This is a genomic window from Paenibacillus sp. FSL K6-1122 (assembly GCF_037977015.1).
Taxonomy (GTDB): Bacteria; Bacillota; Bacilli; order Paenibacillales; family Paenibacillaceae; genus Paenibacillus; species Paenibacillus amylolyticus.
The window spans coordinates 2,650,409-2,666,772 of the sequence record NZ_CP150272.1; the positions used below are offsets into that span (position 1 = coordinate 2,650,409).

Annotated in this window: 38 protein-coding genes; all 38 read left to right on the forward strand. The window is 35.1% G+C overall.

The genetic code is table 11. The annotated features are described in order from the left end of the window. The first annotated feature begins 43 nt into the window (after positions 1-43). The 38 genes from NSQ20_RS11955 (at position 44) to NSQ20_RS12140 (ending at position 16,211) form a co-directional block, all read left to right on the forward strand. Positions 44-550 carry a 3D domain-containing protein gene (locus NSQ20_RS11955; RefSeq protein WP_340032571.1) on the forward strand — a complete coding sequence of 169 codons (507 nt, stop codon included), beginning with the start codon at positions 44-46 and terminating at the stop codon, positions 548-550. 16 nt (positions 551-566) lie between these two features. Then, the gene (locus tag NSQ20_RS11960) at positions 567-911 is read left to right on the forward strand and encodes a dATP/dGTP diphosphohydrolase domain-containing protein (protein ID WP_340032572.1); all 345 of its coding nucleotides are present in this window, start codon (positions 567-569) and stop codon (positions 909-911) included. A 181-nt stretch (positions 912-1,092) separates the two neighbouring features. Further along, positions 1,093-1,257 carry a hypothetical protein gene (locus tag NSQ20_RS11965; protein WP_340032573.1) on the forward strand — a complete coding sequence of 55 codons (165 nt, stop codon included), beginning with the start codon at positions 1,093-1,095 and terminating at the stop codon, positions 1,255-1,257. A 49-nt stretch (positions 1,258-1,306) separates the two neighbouring features. After that, positions 1,307-1,675, forward strand: coding sequence for a hypothetical protein (locus NSQ20_RS11970; protein ID WP_340032574.1), 369 nt, complete (start codon positions 1,307-1,309; stop codon positions 1,673-1,675). A 230-nt stretch (positions 1,676-1,905) separates the two neighbouring features. Then, entirely contained in the window at positions 1,906-2,091 is a 186-nt protein-coding gene (locus NSQ20_RS11975; protein WP_340032575.1) for a hypothetical protein, read from the forward strand. Between the two features lie 48 nt (positions 2,092-2,139). Continuing rightward, positions 2,140-2,508, forward strand: a complete 369-nt coding sequence (locus tag NSQ20_RS11980; protein WP_340032576.1) for a hypothetical protein — start codon at positions 2,140-2,142, stop codon at positions 2,506-2,508. Positions 2,509-2,555: 47 nt separating this feature from the next. Then, entirely contained in the window at positions 2,556-2,813 is a 258-nt protein-coding gene (locus NSQ20_RS11985) for a hypothetical protein (RefSeq protein ID WP_340032577.1), read from the forward strand. 32 nt (positions 2,814-2,845) lie between these two features. Further along, entirely contained in the window at positions 2,846-3,181 is a 336-nt protein-coding gene (locus NSQ20_RS11990; protein ID WP_340032578.1) for a hypothetical protein, read from the forward strand. Positions 3,182-3,437: 256 nt separating this feature from the next. Continuing rightward, positions 3,438-3,632, forward strand: a complete 195-nt coding sequence (locus NSQ20_RS11995) for a hypothetical protein (RefSeq protein WP_340032579.1) — start codon at positions 3,438-3,440, stop codon at positions 3,630-3,632. Next, the gene (locus NSQ20_RS12000; protein ID WP_340032580.1) at positions 3,625-3,909 is read left to right on the forward strand and encodes a DUF4326 domain-containing protein; all 285 of its coding nucleotides are present in this window, start codon (positions 3,625-3,627) and stop codon (positions 3,907-3,909) included. The genes NSQ20_RS11995 and NSQ20_RS12000 overlap by 8 nt, the downstream gene beginning before the upstream one ends. A 201-nt stretch (positions 3,910-4,110) precedes the next feature. Continuing rightward, positions 4,111-4,365: a hypothetical protein gene (locus NSQ20_RS12005; RefSeq protein WP_340032581.1), complete on the forward strand. Its 255-nt coding sequence runs from the start codon at positions 4,111-4,113 to the stop codon at positions 4,363-4,365. Continuing rightward, complete coding sequence (locus NSQ20_RS12010) at positions 4,362-4,595, forward strand: hypothetical protein (protein ID WP_340032582.1); 234 nt, start codon at positions 4,362-4,364, stop codon at positions 4,593-4,595. Before NSQ20_RS12005 ends, NSQ20_RS12010 begins: the two co-directional genes overlap by 4 nt. A 180-nt stretch (positions 4,596-4,775) precedes the next feature. After that, positions 4,776-4,943, forward strand: a complete 168-nt coding sequence (locus NSQ20_RS12015) for a hypothetical protein (protein WP_340032583.1) — start codon at positions 4,776-4,778, stop codon at positions 4,941-4,943. Positions 4,944-5,035: 92 nt separating this feature from the next. Continuing rightward, positions 5,036-5,236 carry a hypothetical protein gene (locus NSQ20_RS12020; RefSeq protein WP_340032584.1) on the forward strand — a complete coding sequence of 67 codons (201 nt, stop codon included), beginning with the start codon at positions 5,036-5,038 and terminating at the stop codon, positions 5,234-5,236. Beyond that, the gene (locus NSQ20_RS12025) at positions 5,233-5,508 is read left to right on the forward strand and encodes a hypothetical protein (RefSeq protein ID WP_340032585.1); all 276 of its coding nucleotides are present in this window, start codon (positions 5,233-5,235) and stop codon (positions 5,506-5,508) included. The genes NSQ20_RS12020 and NSQ20_RS12025 overlap by 4 nt, the downstream gene beginning before the upstream one ends. Further along, positions 5,509-5,877: a hypothetical protein gene (locus tag NSQ20_RS12030; RefSeq protein WP_340032586.1), complete on the forward strand. Its 369-nt coding sequence runs from the start codon at positions 5,509-5,511 to the stop codon at positions 5,875-5,877. A 10-nt stretch (positions 5,878-5,887) separates the two neighbouring features. Further along, a complete protein-coding gene (locus NSQ20_RS12035) occupies positions 5,888-6,346 on the forward strand; it encodes a hypothetical protein (RefSeq protein ID WP_340032587.1) in 459 nt (152 codons plus the stop codon). A 40-nt stretch (positions 6,347-6,386) separates the two neighbouring features. Next, a complete protein-coding gene (locus tag NSQ20_RS12040; protein WP_340032588.1) occupies positions 6,387-6,653 on the forward strand; it encodes a hypothetical protein in 267 nt (88 codons plus the stop codon). Between the two features lie 17 nt (positions 6,654-6,670). Further along, on the forward strand, positions 6,671-7,381 hold the full coding sequence (locus tag NSQ20_RS12045; protein WP_340032589.1) for a hypothetical protein: 711 nt from the start codon (positions 6,671-6,673) through the stop codon (positions 7,379-7,381). Positions 7,382-8,385: 1,004 nt separating this feature from the next. Then, positions 8,386-8,643, forward strand: coding sequence for a hypothetical protein (locus tag NSQ20_RS12050; protein ID WP_340032590.1), 258 nt, complete (start codon positions 8,386-8,388; stop codon positions 8,641-8,643). Between the two features lie 46 nt (positions 8,644-8,689). Continuing rightward, positions 8,690-9,109, forward strand: a complete 420-nt coding sequence (locus tag NSQ20_RS12055; RefSeq protein WP_340032591.1) for a hypothetical protein — start codon at positions 8,690-8,692, stop codon at positions 9,107-9,109. A gap of 4 nt (positions 9,110-9,113) precedes the next feature. Then, positions 9,114-9,350: a hypothetical protein gene (locus NSQ20_RS12060; protein WP_340032592.1), complete on the forward strand. Its 237-nt coding sequence runs from the start codon at positions 9,114-9,116 to the stop codon at positions 9,348-9,350. A 284-nt stretch (positions 9,351-9,634) separates the two neighbouring features. Further along, complete coding sequence (locus NSQ20_RS12065) at positions 9,635-9,964, forward strand: hypothetical protein (RefSeq protein ID WP_340032593.1); 330 nt, start codon at positions 9,635-9,637, stop codon at positions 9,962-9,964. A gap of 24 nt (positions 9,965-9,988) precedes the next feature. Beyond that, on the forward strand, positions 9,989-10,711 hold the full coding sequence (locus NSQ20_RS12070; RefSeq protein WP_339193886.1) for an HNH endonuclease: 723 nt from the start codon (positions 9,989-9,991) through the stop codon (positions 10,709-10,711). A 33-nt stretch (positions 10,712-10,744) separates the two neighbouring features. Next, positions 10,745-11,257: a siphovirus Gp157 family protein gene (locus tag NSQ20_RS12075; protein ID WP_340032594.1), complete on the forward strand. Its 513-nt coding sequence runs from the start codon at positions 10,745-10,747 to the stop codon at positions 11,255-11,257. A gap of 119 nt (positions 11,258-11,376) precedes the next feature. Next, positions 11,377-11,529 carry a hypothetical protein gene (locus NSQ20_RS12080; RefSeq protein ID WP_340032595.1) on the forward strand — a complete coding sequence of 51 codons (153 nt, stop codon included), beginning with the start codon at positions 11,377-11,379 and terminating at the stop codon, positions 11,527-11,529. 39 nt (positions 11,530-11,568) lie between these two features. Further along, entirely contained in the window at positions 11,569-11,934 is a 366-nt protein-coding gene (locus NSQ20_RS12085) for a hypothetical protein (RefSeq protein WP_340032596.1), read from the forward strand. Between the two features lie 40 nt (positions 11,935-11,974). Beyond that, positions 11,975-12,226 carry a hypothetical protein gene (locus NSQ20_RS12090; protein WP_340032597.1) on the forward strand — a complete coding sequence of 84 codons (252 nt, stop codon included), beginning with the start codon at positions 11,975-11,977 and terminating at the stop codon, positions 12,224-12,226. Positions 12,227-12,237: 11 nt separating this feature from the next. Next, positions 12,238-12,687: a macro domain-containing protein gene (locus NSQ20_RS12095; protein ID WP_340032598.1), complete on the forward strand. Its 450-nt coding sequence runs from the start codon at positions 12,238-12,240 to the stop codon at positions 12,685-12,687. A gap of 11 nt (positions 12,688-12,698) precedes the next feature. Continuing rightward, positions 12,699-12,947, forward strand: a complete 249-nt coding sequence (locus NSQ20_RS12100) for a hypothetical protein (protein ID WP_340032599.1) — start codon at positions 12,699-12,701, stop codon at positions 12,945-12,947. A gap of 13 nt (positions 12,948-12,960) precedes the next feature. Beyond that, on the forward strand, positions 12,961-13,164 hold the full coding sequence (locus NSQ20_RS12105) for a hypothetical protein (RefSeq protein ID WP_340032600.1): 204 nt from the start codon (positions 12,961-12,963) through the stop codon (positions 13,162-13,164). A 251-nt stretch (positions 13,165-13,415) separates the two neighbouring features. After that, positions 13,416-13,688, forward strand: coding sequence for a hypothetical protein (locus NSQ20_RS12110; RefSeq protein WP_340032601.1), 273 nt, complete (start codon positions 13,416-13,418; stop codon positions 13,686-13,688). Positions 13,689-13,722: 34 nt separating this feature from the next. After that, complete coding sequence (locus NSQ20_RS12115) at positions 13,723-13,974, forward strand: hypothetical protein (RefSeq protein WP_340032602.1); 252 nt, start codon at positions 13,723-13,725, stop codon at positions 13,972-13,974. Next, complete coding sequence (locus tag NSQ20_RS12120) at positions 13,949-14,536, forward strand: hypothetical protein (RefSeq protein WP_340032603.1); 588 nt, start codon at positions 13,949-13,951, stop codon at positions 14,534-14,536. The genes NSQ20_RS12115 and NSQ20_RS12120 overlap by 26 nt, the downstream gene beginning before the upstream one ends. 253 nt (positions 14,537-14,789) lie before the next feature. Beyond that, positions 14,790-15,020, forward strand: a complete 231-nt coding sequence (locus tag NSQ20_RS12125) for a hypothetical protein (protein ID WP_340032604.1) — start codon at positions 14,790-14,792, stop codon at positions 15,018-15,020. Beyond that, entirely contained in the window at positions 15,013-15,216 is a 204-nt protein-coding gene (locus tag NSQ20_RS12130) for a hypothetical protein (RefSeq protein WP_340032605.1), read from the forward strand. Before NSQ20_RS12125 ends, NSQ20_RS12130 begins: the two co-directional genes overlap by 8 nt. Positions 15,217-15,618: 402 nt before the next feature. Further along, entirely contained in the window at positions 15,619-15,909 is a 291-nt protein-coding gene (locus NSQ20_RS12135) for a hypothetical protein (protein WP_340032606.1), read from the forward strand. 38 nt (positions 15,910-15,947) lie between these two features. Further along, a complete protein-coding gene (locus tag NSQ20_RS12140; RefSeq protein ID WP_340032607.1) occupies positions 15,948-16,211 on the forward strand; it encodes an AbrB/MazE/SpoVT family DNA-binding domain-containing protein in 264 nt (87 codons plus the stop codon). Positions 16,212-16,364 lie beyond the last annotated feature (153 nt).

Below are 16,364 nucleotides of genomic sequence, written 5' to 3' on the forward strand. Positions count from 1 at the left end.
ATAGTGGGGCTTTGCTATAATCAAATATCAGGAAGGTGATACGTTGGAAGTACTCCTATCTCTATTGTTGGCACTGTCCATTGGTCAGGCAGGATTAGAAAGTGCCAATCAAGCACGAGAAGCGAAAAACACGACTAAGATTGAGAGTGTTAAAGTTGAAAAGTTGGTTGACTCTAAGAAAGTAGTTCAAAAGGAAGTTAAGCAAGTAAAAGCAAGCACTAGCAAGAAGAGTAATGATGATTATGATTGGATGTATTTTACACTCACCGCCTATACTAATCACGAAAATAGTACTGGTAAAAGCAAAGGACATCCCGATTATGGGAAGACAGCAAGCGGAGCAATGACGAAAGAAGGAGTAACAATTGCCGCTGACTGGAAAGTGTTACCCGAAGGAACAAAGGTATACATTGAAGGCGTTGGAGAGCGAATTGTACAGGACGTTGGGGGAGCAATAAAAAAGAACAAGATCGATGTTTATTTTGAAAGTAAAAAAGATGCAATTGATTTTGGTAGAAAGAAGAATGTAAGAGTAAGAATTATTGATTAGTAGAGGATGAATACATATGAGCGAAGTTGTTGAAGGAGTAGGAAAGGACGCTCCAACAGTTACCAATGAACTTGGTGGGAAGCAATCACAAGTCCTGTATCGGTTTGATCTACTCAATCCTGCTGCAATGTTTGAGATGACAAAAGTCTTAAAATATGGAGCAGATAAATATGGTGCAGATAACTGGATGAATATCGAAGTAAGGGATCACATCAATCACATGTTGATTCATGCGTATGCTTATTTGGCTGGAGACACCTCTGATGAGCATCTGTCACATATTATGTGTCGTGCAATGTTTGCACAAGCTGTAGAGTTGAAAAATCAGCAATATCAGAAAGACAGAGTAGTTTGTGAATAGGCTTAAAACAGTCAAATACATAAGTGAAACCTCTGTGGATGAGATGGTCGAACAGATCGTCTCTAGACAGAGTGATATAGATAAGGTAATTGAGTCAGCAAAAGCAAGTAGAACTGAATATGGACTCAAGGTGCAAGCGTTGATAGACAAATTGACAATATAGTAAACAAGGAGGATATATATGTGGATTTTGACTGATTATCAAGTTGACTATATCGATACGGGGTGTGATGTGGTCGATAATGAAATGTTTCAGGTGCAGAATAAAAGAGACAACAGTACAAAATGGATTGATCAATATGCCTACAACAAAATGATAGATTTAGGTCTAATTGAAAGTAAGTAAAAGCTGTATTTCATCGGAATTATAAATTCATATAACAAGGAGAAAACGAATGAATAAAATCAAAGAGTTCATCAAAAAGGTTAAAAATAGATTTAGCACACCAGTTAAACCATTGGCAGCGGACGTGTTTAAGGAAGAAAAGAGCATCAAGATTAGTAAAGATAGCATCGAGCTGGGAAACTTTAAAATTCAATCGAATGGCGATGTTCACATTACTTCAGATAAGGGAATCAATTTGACAGTAGGTAATCCAAGTTCGATCGTAGAAGCTAAGATGATTGAAGCGCCATTTAGCCCAAAATGGATCAAGAAAGAGATTGTAAAATATCCTGATTTGAATAGACGCATGAAGAAAACAAAAAACAAAAGAATCAAAAAGAAAATTCAGAAACGGATTGATGGATATGGAGACAAGTAACTTAGATGTGGCTACTCAAAGATACGATTGTTGCTTTGAATTGCTACGTAAGGGAATTTACTTTGAAGTCGATACTGAGGGATCGCATGTATCTTTCTCCAATTACAAAGACTCTGAGTTTTTGACGGAAATATGTCTCAAGAAGGATGATGTAATACGTTTAATTGAGAAACTTCAAAGCTATGTTTCAGTAAAATAAAGAATTCATTTAGAAAGGAGTTGTTCTAAATATGGAAAGTAATATTACTATCACAGAAGATGAGTTGCTATTGGTAATGGTTTCTTTGACTCTTACGATTCAAACTCATGAAAAATACAAAATGAATCGTGGTGTAGAAGGATTAGATTTTGAAACAAAGAAAGCTCTCTCAGACTGCAAACAACTCTATGAGAAACTAAGTAAACAGTATTTTTAGGTTAGATTAAACTATAAAGATTACAAGAAAATGGGAGGGGACAAGGAAGTGAAAATTGAGATTGATCTACACGAAAAATCAGAAACATATATCAAAGAAACATTCTTAAGGTATACGAAAACTGATGAAAGTCCATTTATGAAAACTATTAAGCATTGCATAATTCACATGTATCCATGTAGTGATACCTATCAAGATGACGGAGAATTGAATGGATATTCAGATGCTTTAAACTTTAGAGTCTCCATTTGCGATATTGAAAACATGACAGTGTATAATTCAAGTTTCCACGATGCAATCTTTACCGAAGTTCAGTGTCAGGTTAAGTACTTCAAAGACCTGAGTACGATGATGCATTTTGAGAGACCAATTCAGTTGATTATGGGCAAAGGAATTCACGTAATTAAGCCTAACTAGTGCTTGTCTTTAAAATAAAAAATGTTTTTAGAAATGGAGATTGTAAAATGAAATCACATCTTAAAAATAATTATTTAAACCATATTTTGGTAATCATTGCTGTAGTAGCATCATCGCTTTTGCAAGAAAGTGTACTTAAACTTAGCTTTCAAGGTATCTGGGTATGGTTTATATTACTGCTGGTTTGTCCTATCATTTTGGCTCATGTTGTCGTCTATTGCTATATGTTGATTATGGGAGGTAGTTATACAGTTAGTAGTGAAGGCATTGTAAATAGATTAAAAAAACTAAAAAGATCTAAGTAAAATTGATAATTCATTAAGAAAGGAGAGATGACATGAGTATGAATGCTATACATGTTAGCGCAATGATATTTTCTGATGATCAATCAGACGCAGAAGCTAAGATGAATGAGCTGGTCAGTTTCTTATCTGAAAGATCTATTATTAAAAGAGGAAATGATCATGTTAAAACTACAATTGGTACGTACAGAGCTAAAAAATATTCCGAGGGATGTAGAGGGTATAGATATCAAACAGTTTATATCGACAAGTCTTTGTCTGTATCTTCTGATGTGGTCAATTCCATTTTAATGAAGTTAAGATCACCAGACTTTTATGGAGAACCAAAGAATGATAATTATAACTGGAAAGATCATGTACATTTCTTTTGATAAAACGATAAGGGTGATAAAATGGTGAACAAAATTGTAGTCCGAGAATATTACTATAGCTGTTCAGATGATTGTTGTGGCGAATGGGGAACAGAGTTGATTGTCAACGATGGGATGGCTGGCACATATACAGATGTTGACATGGATGTTGTAAGGAATTTACTAGAAGCATTAAATGTGGAATTTGAACTCGAATACATATACGACCATCAAGATTAGATGAAGTCGATCACTTGCCGAGAAGCGAGGTGTAGAAATGGCAGAGGAACATTTTAAAGAAATCATAGACACCTTAGAAAAGGGAATGAATTATACTTTTAGTAAGGAAGAACTGGATTTCATGCGAGAGATACATTTATCAGGATTCATTAGTGGACGACTTGAGGCAACAAAAGAGATAAAAGATGAAATGGTCGCATTTTACAGTGAGAGAGGGATTCAATATGAGTAAAACAACAATAGTAAATAAACATCATAAACTGCCCTACGATGTGTACATTGGACGTGGATCAAAGTGGGGCAATCCGTTTAGTCACATGGACAACACTAAGGCGCAATTTAAGGTGGACTCTAGAGATGAAGCAGTAGAAAAGTATCGTGAGTATATTATGGCTCAACCACATTTATTGAAAGATTTACATGAGTTAAAAGGAAAGACGCTATGTTGTTTCTGCAAACCGAAGAGTTGCCATGGAGATATCCTTGCAGAATTAGCAGACAGTATTTAAATGATATCAGCACTTCATCAAGATAAGGAGAGTTTTTAAGTGCCCAAGAAAAGTAATCACAAACATGAGTATGAGTTGATAGAATTAAAAGAATTTTCTTGGTACACTCATGAGCAAAAATGTAAAATATGCGGACATGTATATACTCGATTACGAGTAGAGCAAGGAAATTAACAGTACTCAGTAAGGGAGCAGTATAAGATGTTCAATGTAGATATTGGTTTAAAAAATGGAAGTATTCTGCGTAATTGCTCAATTTTCGAAGAAGTAGTAGAAGATATTAGAGTGAAAATGGTTCATGTTACAGACAAAGGGAAGGTTGAGCAACAGTTTTCAAAAATGCCTTGGGGTAATGAACACCGCTTTGTATATTTTCAGAATGAGGACATGAACGGAAAAGTAAATGTGATGAATGTAGAAAAATACACCTATGTCGAGGAAGGTAATAAACGATGAATCGTAAAGCAGAAATTGAAGCAGTAAAGAATTTAGGGGAGAAGATTGGCTATGGAAATCTAATGGATATTGCTTCAGGCTTATGGGGAATATCATTAGAAGATAAGTATGGAATTAAAACAGGAGCATTTGTACCCACAGTGTTACCATTCATAAATAAAAAAGACAGAAAGATTGCTGAAGCACGATTTGAATCAACAATGGAACATATTAGAGAGTTGATAAAATGAAACTTTGATCAAAAAAGGGTGAGTTAGATATTGAAAGACAAATGTGTTAAGTGTGGAGAAGAAATATATGAGTCAGGATCTATAAGTAGATGTTTGAGATGTGGAAAAGCAACAGTCAAGGAAATACCCGGAGAAGATTATTTTAAAGCTAAAAATAATATAGATGCGAAGGAGTAACATATGGATTGGTTTAAAGATATTCCTGTTTTGAAATGGGATGATCTAGACGGTAAAACTCTGTTTATACGTGTAGAAGAGTCTGAGGGTGTAAAGATTATAGCTGGCTATGATCCAATAGATGGAAAAATGTATGTACTAGCAGAAGAACTTAGTTTTGATAGGAGTTGATTGGAATCAGAGACTTCACCAAGGAAGAATCTAATAGCTATACAAAAGCTTTAGAAAGCTTGTTCTCTCCAACAGGTAGAGAAGGAACAAGGTTGATAAACGTTAATCAATTGATATGTATATTAAAAAATCTAGTCATAGCTGCAAATGAATTAGATTCTGAACTATGCACGATCCTGAGCAGAGGTGTCGATGAAGGCGCGAGTATGACAGGCAATAGATATGAAGAGCTGTTGGACTACATCGTTGTAGCTGAAGACTATTTGAAGGAACAGGGAGTTGATGTCGATTGAGTTATACGGCAGAAGAAAGAGAGGCAGTATGTGTATGTAATGATGAAACAAATGAGTGGGAAGTTTATAGCTGTTCTCCTAAAACAATCACAAAGATCAAGAAAGCTGGATTGGAATTGTTGCGAGTTGATGAGCATGGAGGACATTACTTTAAAGGTGATTATGGACAGGTGTCGTTTCGTGCTAAGAGTACTGGTCGAGTATGGACTGAGGAGCAAAAGCAAGCTGCCGCTGAACGCCTTAAAGAAGCAAGATCAAAGAAAGGACAATAGATGAATAAAGAGACTAGAGAGCGAACAGAGACGCAGAGGGATAAGATTATTGCAACTTTGAAACGAGCTGGAGATTCAGGAGTTACAAATCTGGAACTAAACAAAATTGCTCTACGATACAATGCACGTATTCAAGAGTTATATGTACGTGGATATAAAATACATAGTGAAGAATTAGATGGTGGAGTTACTAGATACATATTGGCTTCAGAGCCAAGAGAACCATTTAAGAAGCCAGATAAAGCCATAGATATTTTGATTGAAGATATAGAGAGTAAATTTAATGGCAACATTAGCGCGCGCGAATTGAGCGAGTATTTAGATGCACAGGGATTCACAGTCAGACGTAAAGTGGGATCATATTGTTAAGGGGGCTTACATGAGAAGAATTGTTAAAAAGTCAGTTGAAGTAACTGAAACAAAAGATGTGGTTGTTTCTGAGTCAGTAAGATGTAATAGATGTGGAGAACAGTATGAAAACGTATATTGTGATTCCGAACGATTTATTGGTAATTGGGATGCAATGATTCAATCATTTAAGTTTGCATTTGGATATGGCAGTAAATTTGATGGAGAATATTGGGAATTTGACTTATGTGAGATTTGTTTAGAAAGTATTTTTAAAGACTTCAAATACGTTCCAAACGGTTTTAGGTCAGATGAGTATATTCAATTGGATGATGAGAGGCATCAGGCAGTTTTTGATAACTGGAAGGTAACTGGTGAGTGGGAAGATTTAAAATATCATACATATGATGAGTTATTGGAATACGAAGACTTGTTCAATGAAGACTATTTTCAGAAGATGATCAAAAAGTATCATCCAGATAAAGTTTAGATAAAATGAGAATATCATTTAGAAATGGAGAACGATAAAAATGGCAAAAGAGTTGTTGTGGTCAGAAGATTCTGATTTTGTATATGGTTTGGCTAATGACTTTCTGAGTAAAGAGGAATTCGTTGAAGAAGTAAAAAAGCAGTATGATGATGGCGAGTGTGAGGTTAGTAATTTTCAAGTGCAGCCTTGCATTTACTCAGAAAAAACTATTCATGCGGATTGTCTCATTCCATTAGTCTCGGCTTATGTTAGTATTGAGAATTATTTTACTGCAAGCGTTGAATATAAATTTACCGAGGAAGATTAAAGAGGGGAGGCGAGTTATTGAACGTAATTAAGCGGTTGTTGTTGAAGAGTAATTTCTTTAGAAAGACAGTACATAGAAGTAGCGAAGAAATACATAAGCAAAAACTAAACGACATTAGTGGACATCTGAGAGAAGTTAAAAATGAATTGATCAAACTACTGCCAACTCAGATGTGGCAGCGGTTTGAGAGCGAAGCATATATTTCAGGTGGATGTATATATAGCCCATATCACGACAAGCAGCCAAAGGATTACGATTTCTTCTTGGTAAATGAATCGCTCGCAGATGAGCTCAGAGAATATTTTATTGATCATGCTGGCTACCATGGAAGCGATATAAGTGGTGGTACTTATCACGACTTACCTTTGATTATCACAAATAATGCAATCTCAATTGGTAAGTATCAGATCATTACTCAATGGGTTGGTGAACCACAAGATGTCATTGGGCAGTTTGATTTCAGGCACAATCAATTCTACTGGAAGAGTAAGAAAGTATACACATTGAGCGACTGGTCTTATCTGAAGGGGAACGCATTAGTCTATAATGAGCAACGAGCACGAGACATTGTTGGAACCATTGTACGTGTACCAAGATTCATTCAGCGTGGAATGACGATTACACAAAAAGAAATGAGCAAGGTGTTGTTGAGACTGAATAGCGTAGGGTTTACAGAAAAGGAAGTCGAGATTTTAGAAAACAACAAACTGGATCGTTTTGGGTCGTAAAAAAGAGCGGAGAATATCCGCTCCAGAGTAATTTATTTGAAGAATAAGGTCATTGCTTGGTAGCTGTTTGACTTAAAGTTTCCATTTGAACTATCTAGAATTATAAAATGATTATTGCATTCATGCTCAGGTGTAATTGAGATGTTAACAAATACATCTGGTGGAACAGTTATCACGATAATTTGAACAGTGTTTATTGTTACGACTACTGGTGGCACTAAAACCATCTCCTCTATTAATTAATGTGGTTAACTATCATTACGTTGAAAGTATATACACATTAAATGAAAGTTATACCAATTGATAAAATTTAATAGATTTAACGATATCGTGATTTCATCAAGAGAGAGGTGAGTGGTTAAATGTTACTCGGGATCATTGGAAAGATTATTGTGTTTATAGCAATCTATATTCTCATAGGTTGGCTGTGGCAGTGGAGCGAAAAGATTATGTATGGTCATATTACACCAAGATTGCTAGACGATTATATCTGCATACTATTTGCAGCCTCAATTTATTTAAACATTGAAGACTACTTGTAGAGAGGAGAATAAACATGTCTGTGTATTGCGATAGTGAATGTGAGATGGTAGGAGCGATTTGTGATTTCTGCATCCATTATAAGGATGACTATACTAATGGTAAGTTTCAGGGTGAGGGAACATGTAAGGCAAAGAACATTCAAACTGAAGCACACTTTTCATGTGACGATGATTTTCATTGCTTTCAGGCTTTGTCAGCAGAACAATAGTTTCGGAAGGGGTTAATTTAGATGTCCATTAGGATCACTAGGAGTAGCGCAGAAGCAAAGAGAGAAACAGAACTCAATAGAGTGTATTGCCCTGAATGTAATTCAGAAGTGTATTTTGGCACATACCATTACGAGGGATCGGGTTTCTTAAGACTAAAAGATGTAAAGGTATCAAGTTACAACTGTCACGAATGCGGTTGTCAGTTTGAGCAAAGGAAGTAAAATCGCAATTTGATTTAGAAAGGGAGAATCAATGAACAGCCACTATGAGTTAGATAAGGCCAAAGTTATGTTCAAGAAGATATTTAATGAGGATGTTGTAAATTATGGATTCGAAAACACAAGATACTTAAAACTTGTAAACCAATACGGAATGATTACTGGTCTAATTCAAAAAGCAATTGAATATGCTGATCTTCATTTAAAACTTCAGAGTGACAGTGCAAGATGTGGGGTTTATGTCGAGGATGATGCGTTTATTGAATTAATTCAAAGTAATTACAATTCATGAAACCACACGAAAGAGGACTTTCACAGAGAAAAGGAGGAAACAATACATGAGTGTGTACAGCGAAATGGAGACACTTAGAAAAGAAATCGAGGAAAAGACTCGTAAGCTCCAAGAAATGGAACAAGAGAACTTTGATGTAGATGGGGTATGGGAGTTTACGACCGAACTAGATTGTGAAGGCCGCAGATCAAGGCGTTTGGGAAGGTATGAAGGGAATTTATATGATGGAATTAAACTGTATGGAAGTCAATGCTATTACTCTCTTCGATGTAAAAGAGTTGGCTTCTTAAGCATTAAAAATAGTAAACCAAGAAAAAAGTCAGTATGTTTTAACATTGAAGATAATTCTATCAAACCATCCGATAAAAAAGATCAATTGGAAAAGCTCAAAGTAAGTGTTCCAGTCGGACACACGCTTAAAGAAAGTAATCAGTATGGCTGCATTACTCTAGAATGGGAGGCGTAACAGTTTGAACTGTAACAATAAACACTGTTTATGGAATGCTTTTGATCAATGTTGTCCAGAAAGTGAAGAGTTGCATATTGCAGCTATTCCTAATACTTTAGATTGCCCATCGGCTATGCGAGTCGATCATCAGGAGGCAATGTACCAGATTATTGATGAGGTTGATGAGATGATGATGAAACGAAATTTCAAAGAATTAATTGATATACATAGATTTATTAAAGATCAGAGGGTTAAATAGATGGATGAGCTATATGAGAAATACATAAACCAACCAGAACCGCCACGCCTTATGTGTAACTGTGGATGGAAAGGTAATAAACCAAAAACAATAAAATTTAAAAAAGTAGATCCCAAAATTTGTTGTCCTAATTGTGGAGATCATGTATTCCCTACCGCAGATCTAATTTTTTGGAGAACCGCAAACGGCTACGATGAAAGAATAGTATTTCAAGATATCTTTAACGGAAGACATGGTAAGAAGAGTGTGTGAAATGTAAATTTTACTGAGAAAAGAGGAACAAGATGAGCTATCAGGAAACGACAACAAACAAAGAAGCAGTCAGCGAGATCGTTAGGGACATCTTAAAAGACGAAGATCATCCAAATACAGAATTATTGATTCACTTTGAAGACGGAGAATGGTGTATTACAAAGGATAGACGGTTCTATTCTTATGGGCTGAAGGTGGAAGATAAGGTTAAGCATCTAGAGGGAGTTATTGAGTCATGCATGAAGGAATTGCAACAATTCACTAGGCCAATTGATTCCGATGACATGAGAGAGATTGTAAATGGTGTGATGTATGACCTGAAAATTGGGATGCAGAAATATAAAAACAATGAGATTGACTAGTCTAATTAGGAGAAAGAAAAAAGAATGAAAGTAATAAATGTTAACAATTTTCATATTAATATCGATGACGAAGATTATGATTTTATCACTAACTTTTACGATGTATCAATAAATAAAGATGGATATCCTTATTGCTCACCAAAGAAAAAATACAAGCATAAACAAATTGGACTGTATTCGAAATCTCTTCACAAGATCCTGATTATGCCTGAAGGAAGAGGAAGGGGTATAGTCGTTGATCACATTGACGGAAATAAATTAAACAACCAGAAATGTAACTTAAGAATCTGTACACATGCCGAAAACATGAGAAATAGAAAAACAAATACCAATAGCAAACAAAGATTTAAGGGTATTTTCTGGAAGGAGAATATGCAGAAATATGAGGTTAAGATTTATCTTGATACAAAATGTACATATATAGGTGCATTTACAAGTGAAATCGCAGCAGCAAACGCTTATAACTACTGGGCTATTAAATATCATGGTGACTTTGCGAGATTAAATGATGTTGAGTTTATGGAAAAAGAGATTTGGGAAAGTTATTCCGCTAGACACAATAAGAGCAGTATGTACAGAGGAGTTTCAAAGACGTATAAGGGTCTATACAGCGCAAAAATATATCACAACAAAGAGAATGTAGTTGTTGGTGAGTTTGAGACAGAGTATGAAGCAGCTAGAGCTTATGATTTAAAAGCGATTGAACTAAAGGGCGTTAAAGCAAAAGTTAATTTTGATTATAAATAATTTAAATAATACATAATAGAGGAGAATGATTGAATGAGTAAACTTTATGACCTTGGTGAAAAGTACAGACGCTTTAATGAATTTGTGGATGCAGCATGGGATGATGAGGATCTGACAGAAGATGATCTGCAACTGTACATCGAGACTCTAGAATCAATTGAAGATGAGGTTAGTGTTAAGGTTGAGAATATTGTTAAGTTTATGAAAAATATTGAAGGTGACATTGAAGCATTTAAGAATGAAGAGAAACGACTTGAGAAAAAGCGTAAGTACCTTCAGAATAAATACGATGGGCTTAAGAGTTACACGCAAACCACTCTAGAGGTAAGTAAAATCGACAAAGTTAGTGCTGGAACGTTTAAGGTAAGACTGCAAGTTAATCCACCATCAATCAATATTGTTGATCCAACGAAAATCCCTGATACATATAAGATTGCACAGGAACCGAAAATCGATAGCAAAGCCTTACTCAAAGATGTAAAAAATGGACTAGAAGTTGATGGAGCAGTTCTTATAACAGATAAAAAACATCTTCGAATTAGTTAATTACAATAAAATAATACTATACAATGTTATTTCATGGTGATATAATTACTTTAACGAGTTGTTATATCACCATTTTCTTTTATAAGGACGTGATACATAAGGTGCAACGCAGGAGCAGGTTGTTAGATTTAGCAGAAGAATTACGCAGCAGTACAACTATGAGATCAAAAAATCCTGAGTTGTGCTTGAACAGTGAAAACAAAAAGAAACAAATTGAAGTGTTGGATGTGCTGATGTTTCTGTATTTTGAAGAGTATTTAGCAAAAGAGTGAGTAAAAGATCTGTTTCATCAAAAAATTGGAGGTAGTTATATGAAAAGAAAAGATTGGATTGTAACCGAATATGCGGCGAGACCAGCAGGTAAGCCCAATCGTTGCTTTTATTGTCATAGCTTGATTGGAGAGTCACACGCTTCCGAATGTGTAATTAGAAACAGAACAGTTGTTATGGATTTTACTATTAGGATGGTAATGGACGTACCGGAGTCTTGGAAGGATGAAGATGTTGAGTTTAGATACAATAAGGGATCATGGTGTGCAGACAATCTTATTGAAATGATTGTAAGAGAAGAAGATGGGTGTTTGTGTCCTCATGTTCAGGCAAAATTCGTCAGAGAAGCAACACCAGACGACGAAGAGAAATGGGGCTTAGTTAGAGTAGATGACTTGCAATCATAGTCTAAGTAAAAGGCACGTTTCATAGGAAGAGGTGAAGAATTTGTTAGAAATTAGTAACGAAGTAAAAGCTGAGATTGAAATAGCACTTGAGCACCTAGAGAAGATAATTTACTCTTCAGATAATTATAATCCCAAATATGACCCCAGAGAAAGCGTATATGATTTTATGTACAAATTTCAAAGCGAAAAAGAAAGTGTGGATGGTAAGTTATCGGTAATTACAAAAGTTCTTACTGAACTGATTACAGAATACAAACCCGATGCCGCAGACAGTAAACGTTGGAGAGAGTAGGAGGAACTGTATTGATTAGAATAATTGAGGGAGATCTGCTTACCGCAACAGAGGATATTATCGGACATCAAACAAATACCAAGGGTGTATGGGGCTCAGGAATCGCCAAAGCAATCAAACATAAATACCCAGATGCTTATCCATTTTACCAGTTGGCATGTCATGAATATGGTGATAGATTACTGGGCTTATGTTGGACGACCAAGGTGAATAATAAGAGAGTTATAGCAAATATATTTGGACAGAGTACATATGGAAGAAATAAGAATGTTGTATACACAGATTATGCCGCTTTGAAAGCTGCACTTGAATCATTGAAAATACGTGCTAAAAAATTTGGTCATTCAGTCGCCTTACCATATAACATTGGATGCGGACTAGCTAATGGGGATTGGAAAGTTGTCTATGGGATTATTGAAGAAGTGTTCAGTGATTATGAAGTAACACTATATAGGTTGTGAGGGTGAGCAAAATGTATAAAAAACACTGGAACGAAGATGGCAAGAGGTACATGGTAAAAATCAACGAAGTTAAGGTAATCACAGATACTAAAGGTCAAACGACTTACTATAAAAATGTTCAAAAGTTAAAGATTTTTGAGAAAAGAAAATACTTCATTGGCTGGAAATGTATTTACATAAACCAGTGGGACTTAGATATAGGTGTGGACATGAAAGAACAAGTGCGCAAAAGTATTCAAGATTGCTTTGTGGGAAACTAAAAAGGAGGTTGACATGGAATACATAATTAGACTTTCTGAAGACTATGAAAAGTGTGAACAAGTACTTAATAAATTGGGAATTGTGGAGTATATTTCACCTGCTGTAGATGGATTGATTGGTTACTGGAGTAGTCTTGATATTGAGTATTTAGAAAAGAGAGACTTCATTGGTCAAATTGAAATTGCCCCAAGAGGGACATTCGTGCTATACGATTGAGAGGAGAAGAGAAATGATGTTGACCTTATCTGGACTATTAGATGTGCTTCCTACGGGAGTAGTCGCAAGAGCTGATTACGCACAGGATAACGAGTGGTATGTCACAAGAAGATATGGAGACGGAGCAATAGTACACTGCGATCAGTATGGTAAACATTCTGACGAAGTTATTAAGCTAACTGAAAGCAACCTAGAGGCATATTATACGATCTTGTAAAAGGTCTATTTCAATTAGAAAGTGAGGAATTAATTTGTATTATATAGGAATGAAATCTTATGATTCTCTGGATGTAGTTGAAACGCCAATTTACAACGATGAAGTAAAAGAGATACTGGAGTATTTTTATGGAGATAATTATTTTCTTGCTTTTGTGATTGAGGGACAAGATATTTTTATCAAAATTTTATACAGAGAACCCATTAAAGACCTATTGAATGAGTGGACAGAAGAAATTAATTGGAAAGCTACCAATGAGGACGAGTATAGAACTAACTTGGCTCGCCTGAATGAGTTAATTAAGTGAAATGCGTGTTTCATAAAATTAAAAAAGGTTTTGAATGGACTTGAGTAATGGTGGTATGACTGACAAGGAGTTTGAGTTTGCTAATCATATAGTTGCTGCGTGGAATGGATTTATAAGTTTGAAACAAAGTCACCCTAACGATAAGTATGAGTTTCATCAGGGAATACATATTCTACAGAAGACATTAGGTATGCGAGTATTACGTAGAGACTACCCAGACTATTGGATTGATAAGGGAGAAGCAAAAGAGGAGGCAAAAAATGCAGCTAATAGAAATGAAGAATGAGTATGAACAAGCAAAAATGGATTACGGGAATGTAAATAGCAAAACAGCAAAAAAGGGTATTGGCGAAGAGATGTACAAGTTAAAACATAAGATTGAAACGGAAGAACGACGATTAAATAGTAAACTTAAAACAGCAGATATAAATGGTGTTCAATACGAAATCCCAAAGAGCTTCAACTATGCTCCAGATAATGAACGATATACATATGAAATTAAAGATGGTTGTCTTTATCAATTTGAGAAAATGAGAAATGATCCAGACGGAAGCTTCAATTCGCGTCAATACGTATGGATTCCTCAAGCAGAAAATAAATACGCTGAATTGTGTGTCAGAGTGCTGGGTGGAGATGCTTATGGAGAAAGATATTACTTAAGAGTTCACTACTATAAACATCCATCAGATATGACTTCATACTTAACTAAAGATATCAGAACAGATAACTATAGCTATAAGCCATTTTATGATTATGTTCTGGGGAAACTGGGGCTCAAACATAAAAAGGATAGACACGAAACAAACAAATTAGAATGGGTAAACGAGGAGGGAGTTTCAAATGTTTAGTACTGAGATAAAGGTTAACGGGAGATTCATAAAAGGGAAAATAGTAAAACAAATCGGATTTCCGTATCGACTTGTTAGCAATATCAGTTTAACAAATAACACATGGAGTGCTCAGGACCTGAAGGTATTGCTGATGAATTTAATCTGGTGGCAAATGAACTAGATACGCAGAGTGAAATCGACTGCGGAATGAAAGAGTGCGAAAGATCAATAACAAATAAATAATAAGCATATAATATTGGAGGACTAAACAATGAACAAAGAACAAGAGGATTTACTAATGAAAGAACAAGAAGATTACAACTACCAATGCTTTGATTCAATGATGAATTCACTTTTTGATTTAGCCAATGAGTTGCACGATAGACTGGAAGAAGACGAAGAATTGACCGATGCCGAAGCAGTGTTCTTGCGGAGTTTTGATCTTTATGTTGATTCATGTTGCGAACTGGATGATTTAGAGGAGACTACAGAAAATGTTTAAAGTGACACCTACCTACAATTTGACTTTGGTAAAAGAAGTTTATAGCGTACAACAGCTTGAAAATGGGCTTACACAATTTCTTTTATTTGATGAATACTCCAAAAGGTGGCTCTGGATGCCTTCGAGTGAGTATATCCCTTTCAATGATACTCAAATTAAGACGAGAAAAAATAAAAAAGCAACAGATTCGGAGTGATTTCAGATCGAAAAAATAATTGAATGGGCAATCAATTACTCTAATAGCGCTAAAAAGGTCGTGGATGTACTTAACTATCATCAAATCATGCCTGAGGATTCTTATAGGGCTGAAGGCAGAATTCAGGCAATAGAAGATGTTATAAAATTTATTGAAGACAAAGCATTTAAAGAAGATTGTAAATACTGTAGTGGCAAGCCATTCGTAGATAGAGAGCCTTTAATGAAGGCCCAATTAAGTGATTATAGTGTAACTATCAACAGTGTCAATTATTTGGAAGATAGTATTATCGGAGGAAGCGCTTCACATTCCTTATATGGAGTGAAAGTAAATTACTGTCCGATTTGTGGTAGGAAACTAAAAGTTTGAATAAAATACATATTTTAAAAGGAGTAGTCAAGGATGTTTTATTATACAATCTCAGATAACGAATATGAAGATTATTTTTACACTACACTTTCACATGACACTGAATTTAGTAAGAAAGAATTTTGTGAGATGTACAATAGGATAATTGAAGATGCAGATAATAATTGTAGCCACCATGTCATTGTTGAAGAATTAAGCAGTAAATATGGATTCAAGGAGATAAAAGTTAAATATGAGATCAATTCTTGTTATAGCAACCATGAGAAACCAATTAGCAATGAGCTGATGACACAAGAAGAGGATACTTTTATTTGCGAAGATTAGATGAAATGAACATTTGAAGAGAAAAGGAGCAGTAAGTAATGAATAAAAAAGTAAAAATAGTCAGACGTATTGATGATTTAGGTAGAGTTGTGATTCCGAAAGAATTAAGACAAATGATGAATATCATACAGAATGATCCTTTAGAACTGTTCTTTGATCATCAAAACTCACAAATAGTAGTTAGAAAACATGAGATTGATGAGATTGATTACAAAGAGTTGTGGAATAAATTTAAAAACTTCAATTCCGATATTGCCGAAGAAATGAATAAATACGAAATTGAACTAAAAAACAAATCGTAAGGAGATTCTATATTCTGAATAATTATTTGAATACGGCACTGTGGATGTTACTCACAATGATTTTTGCATATATTCCCGTTCGTTTAATTACCTTTGGAAACAGGATGAGATTTTCGCATAAAATATACTTCTACGGGATGATGGGATCATTTA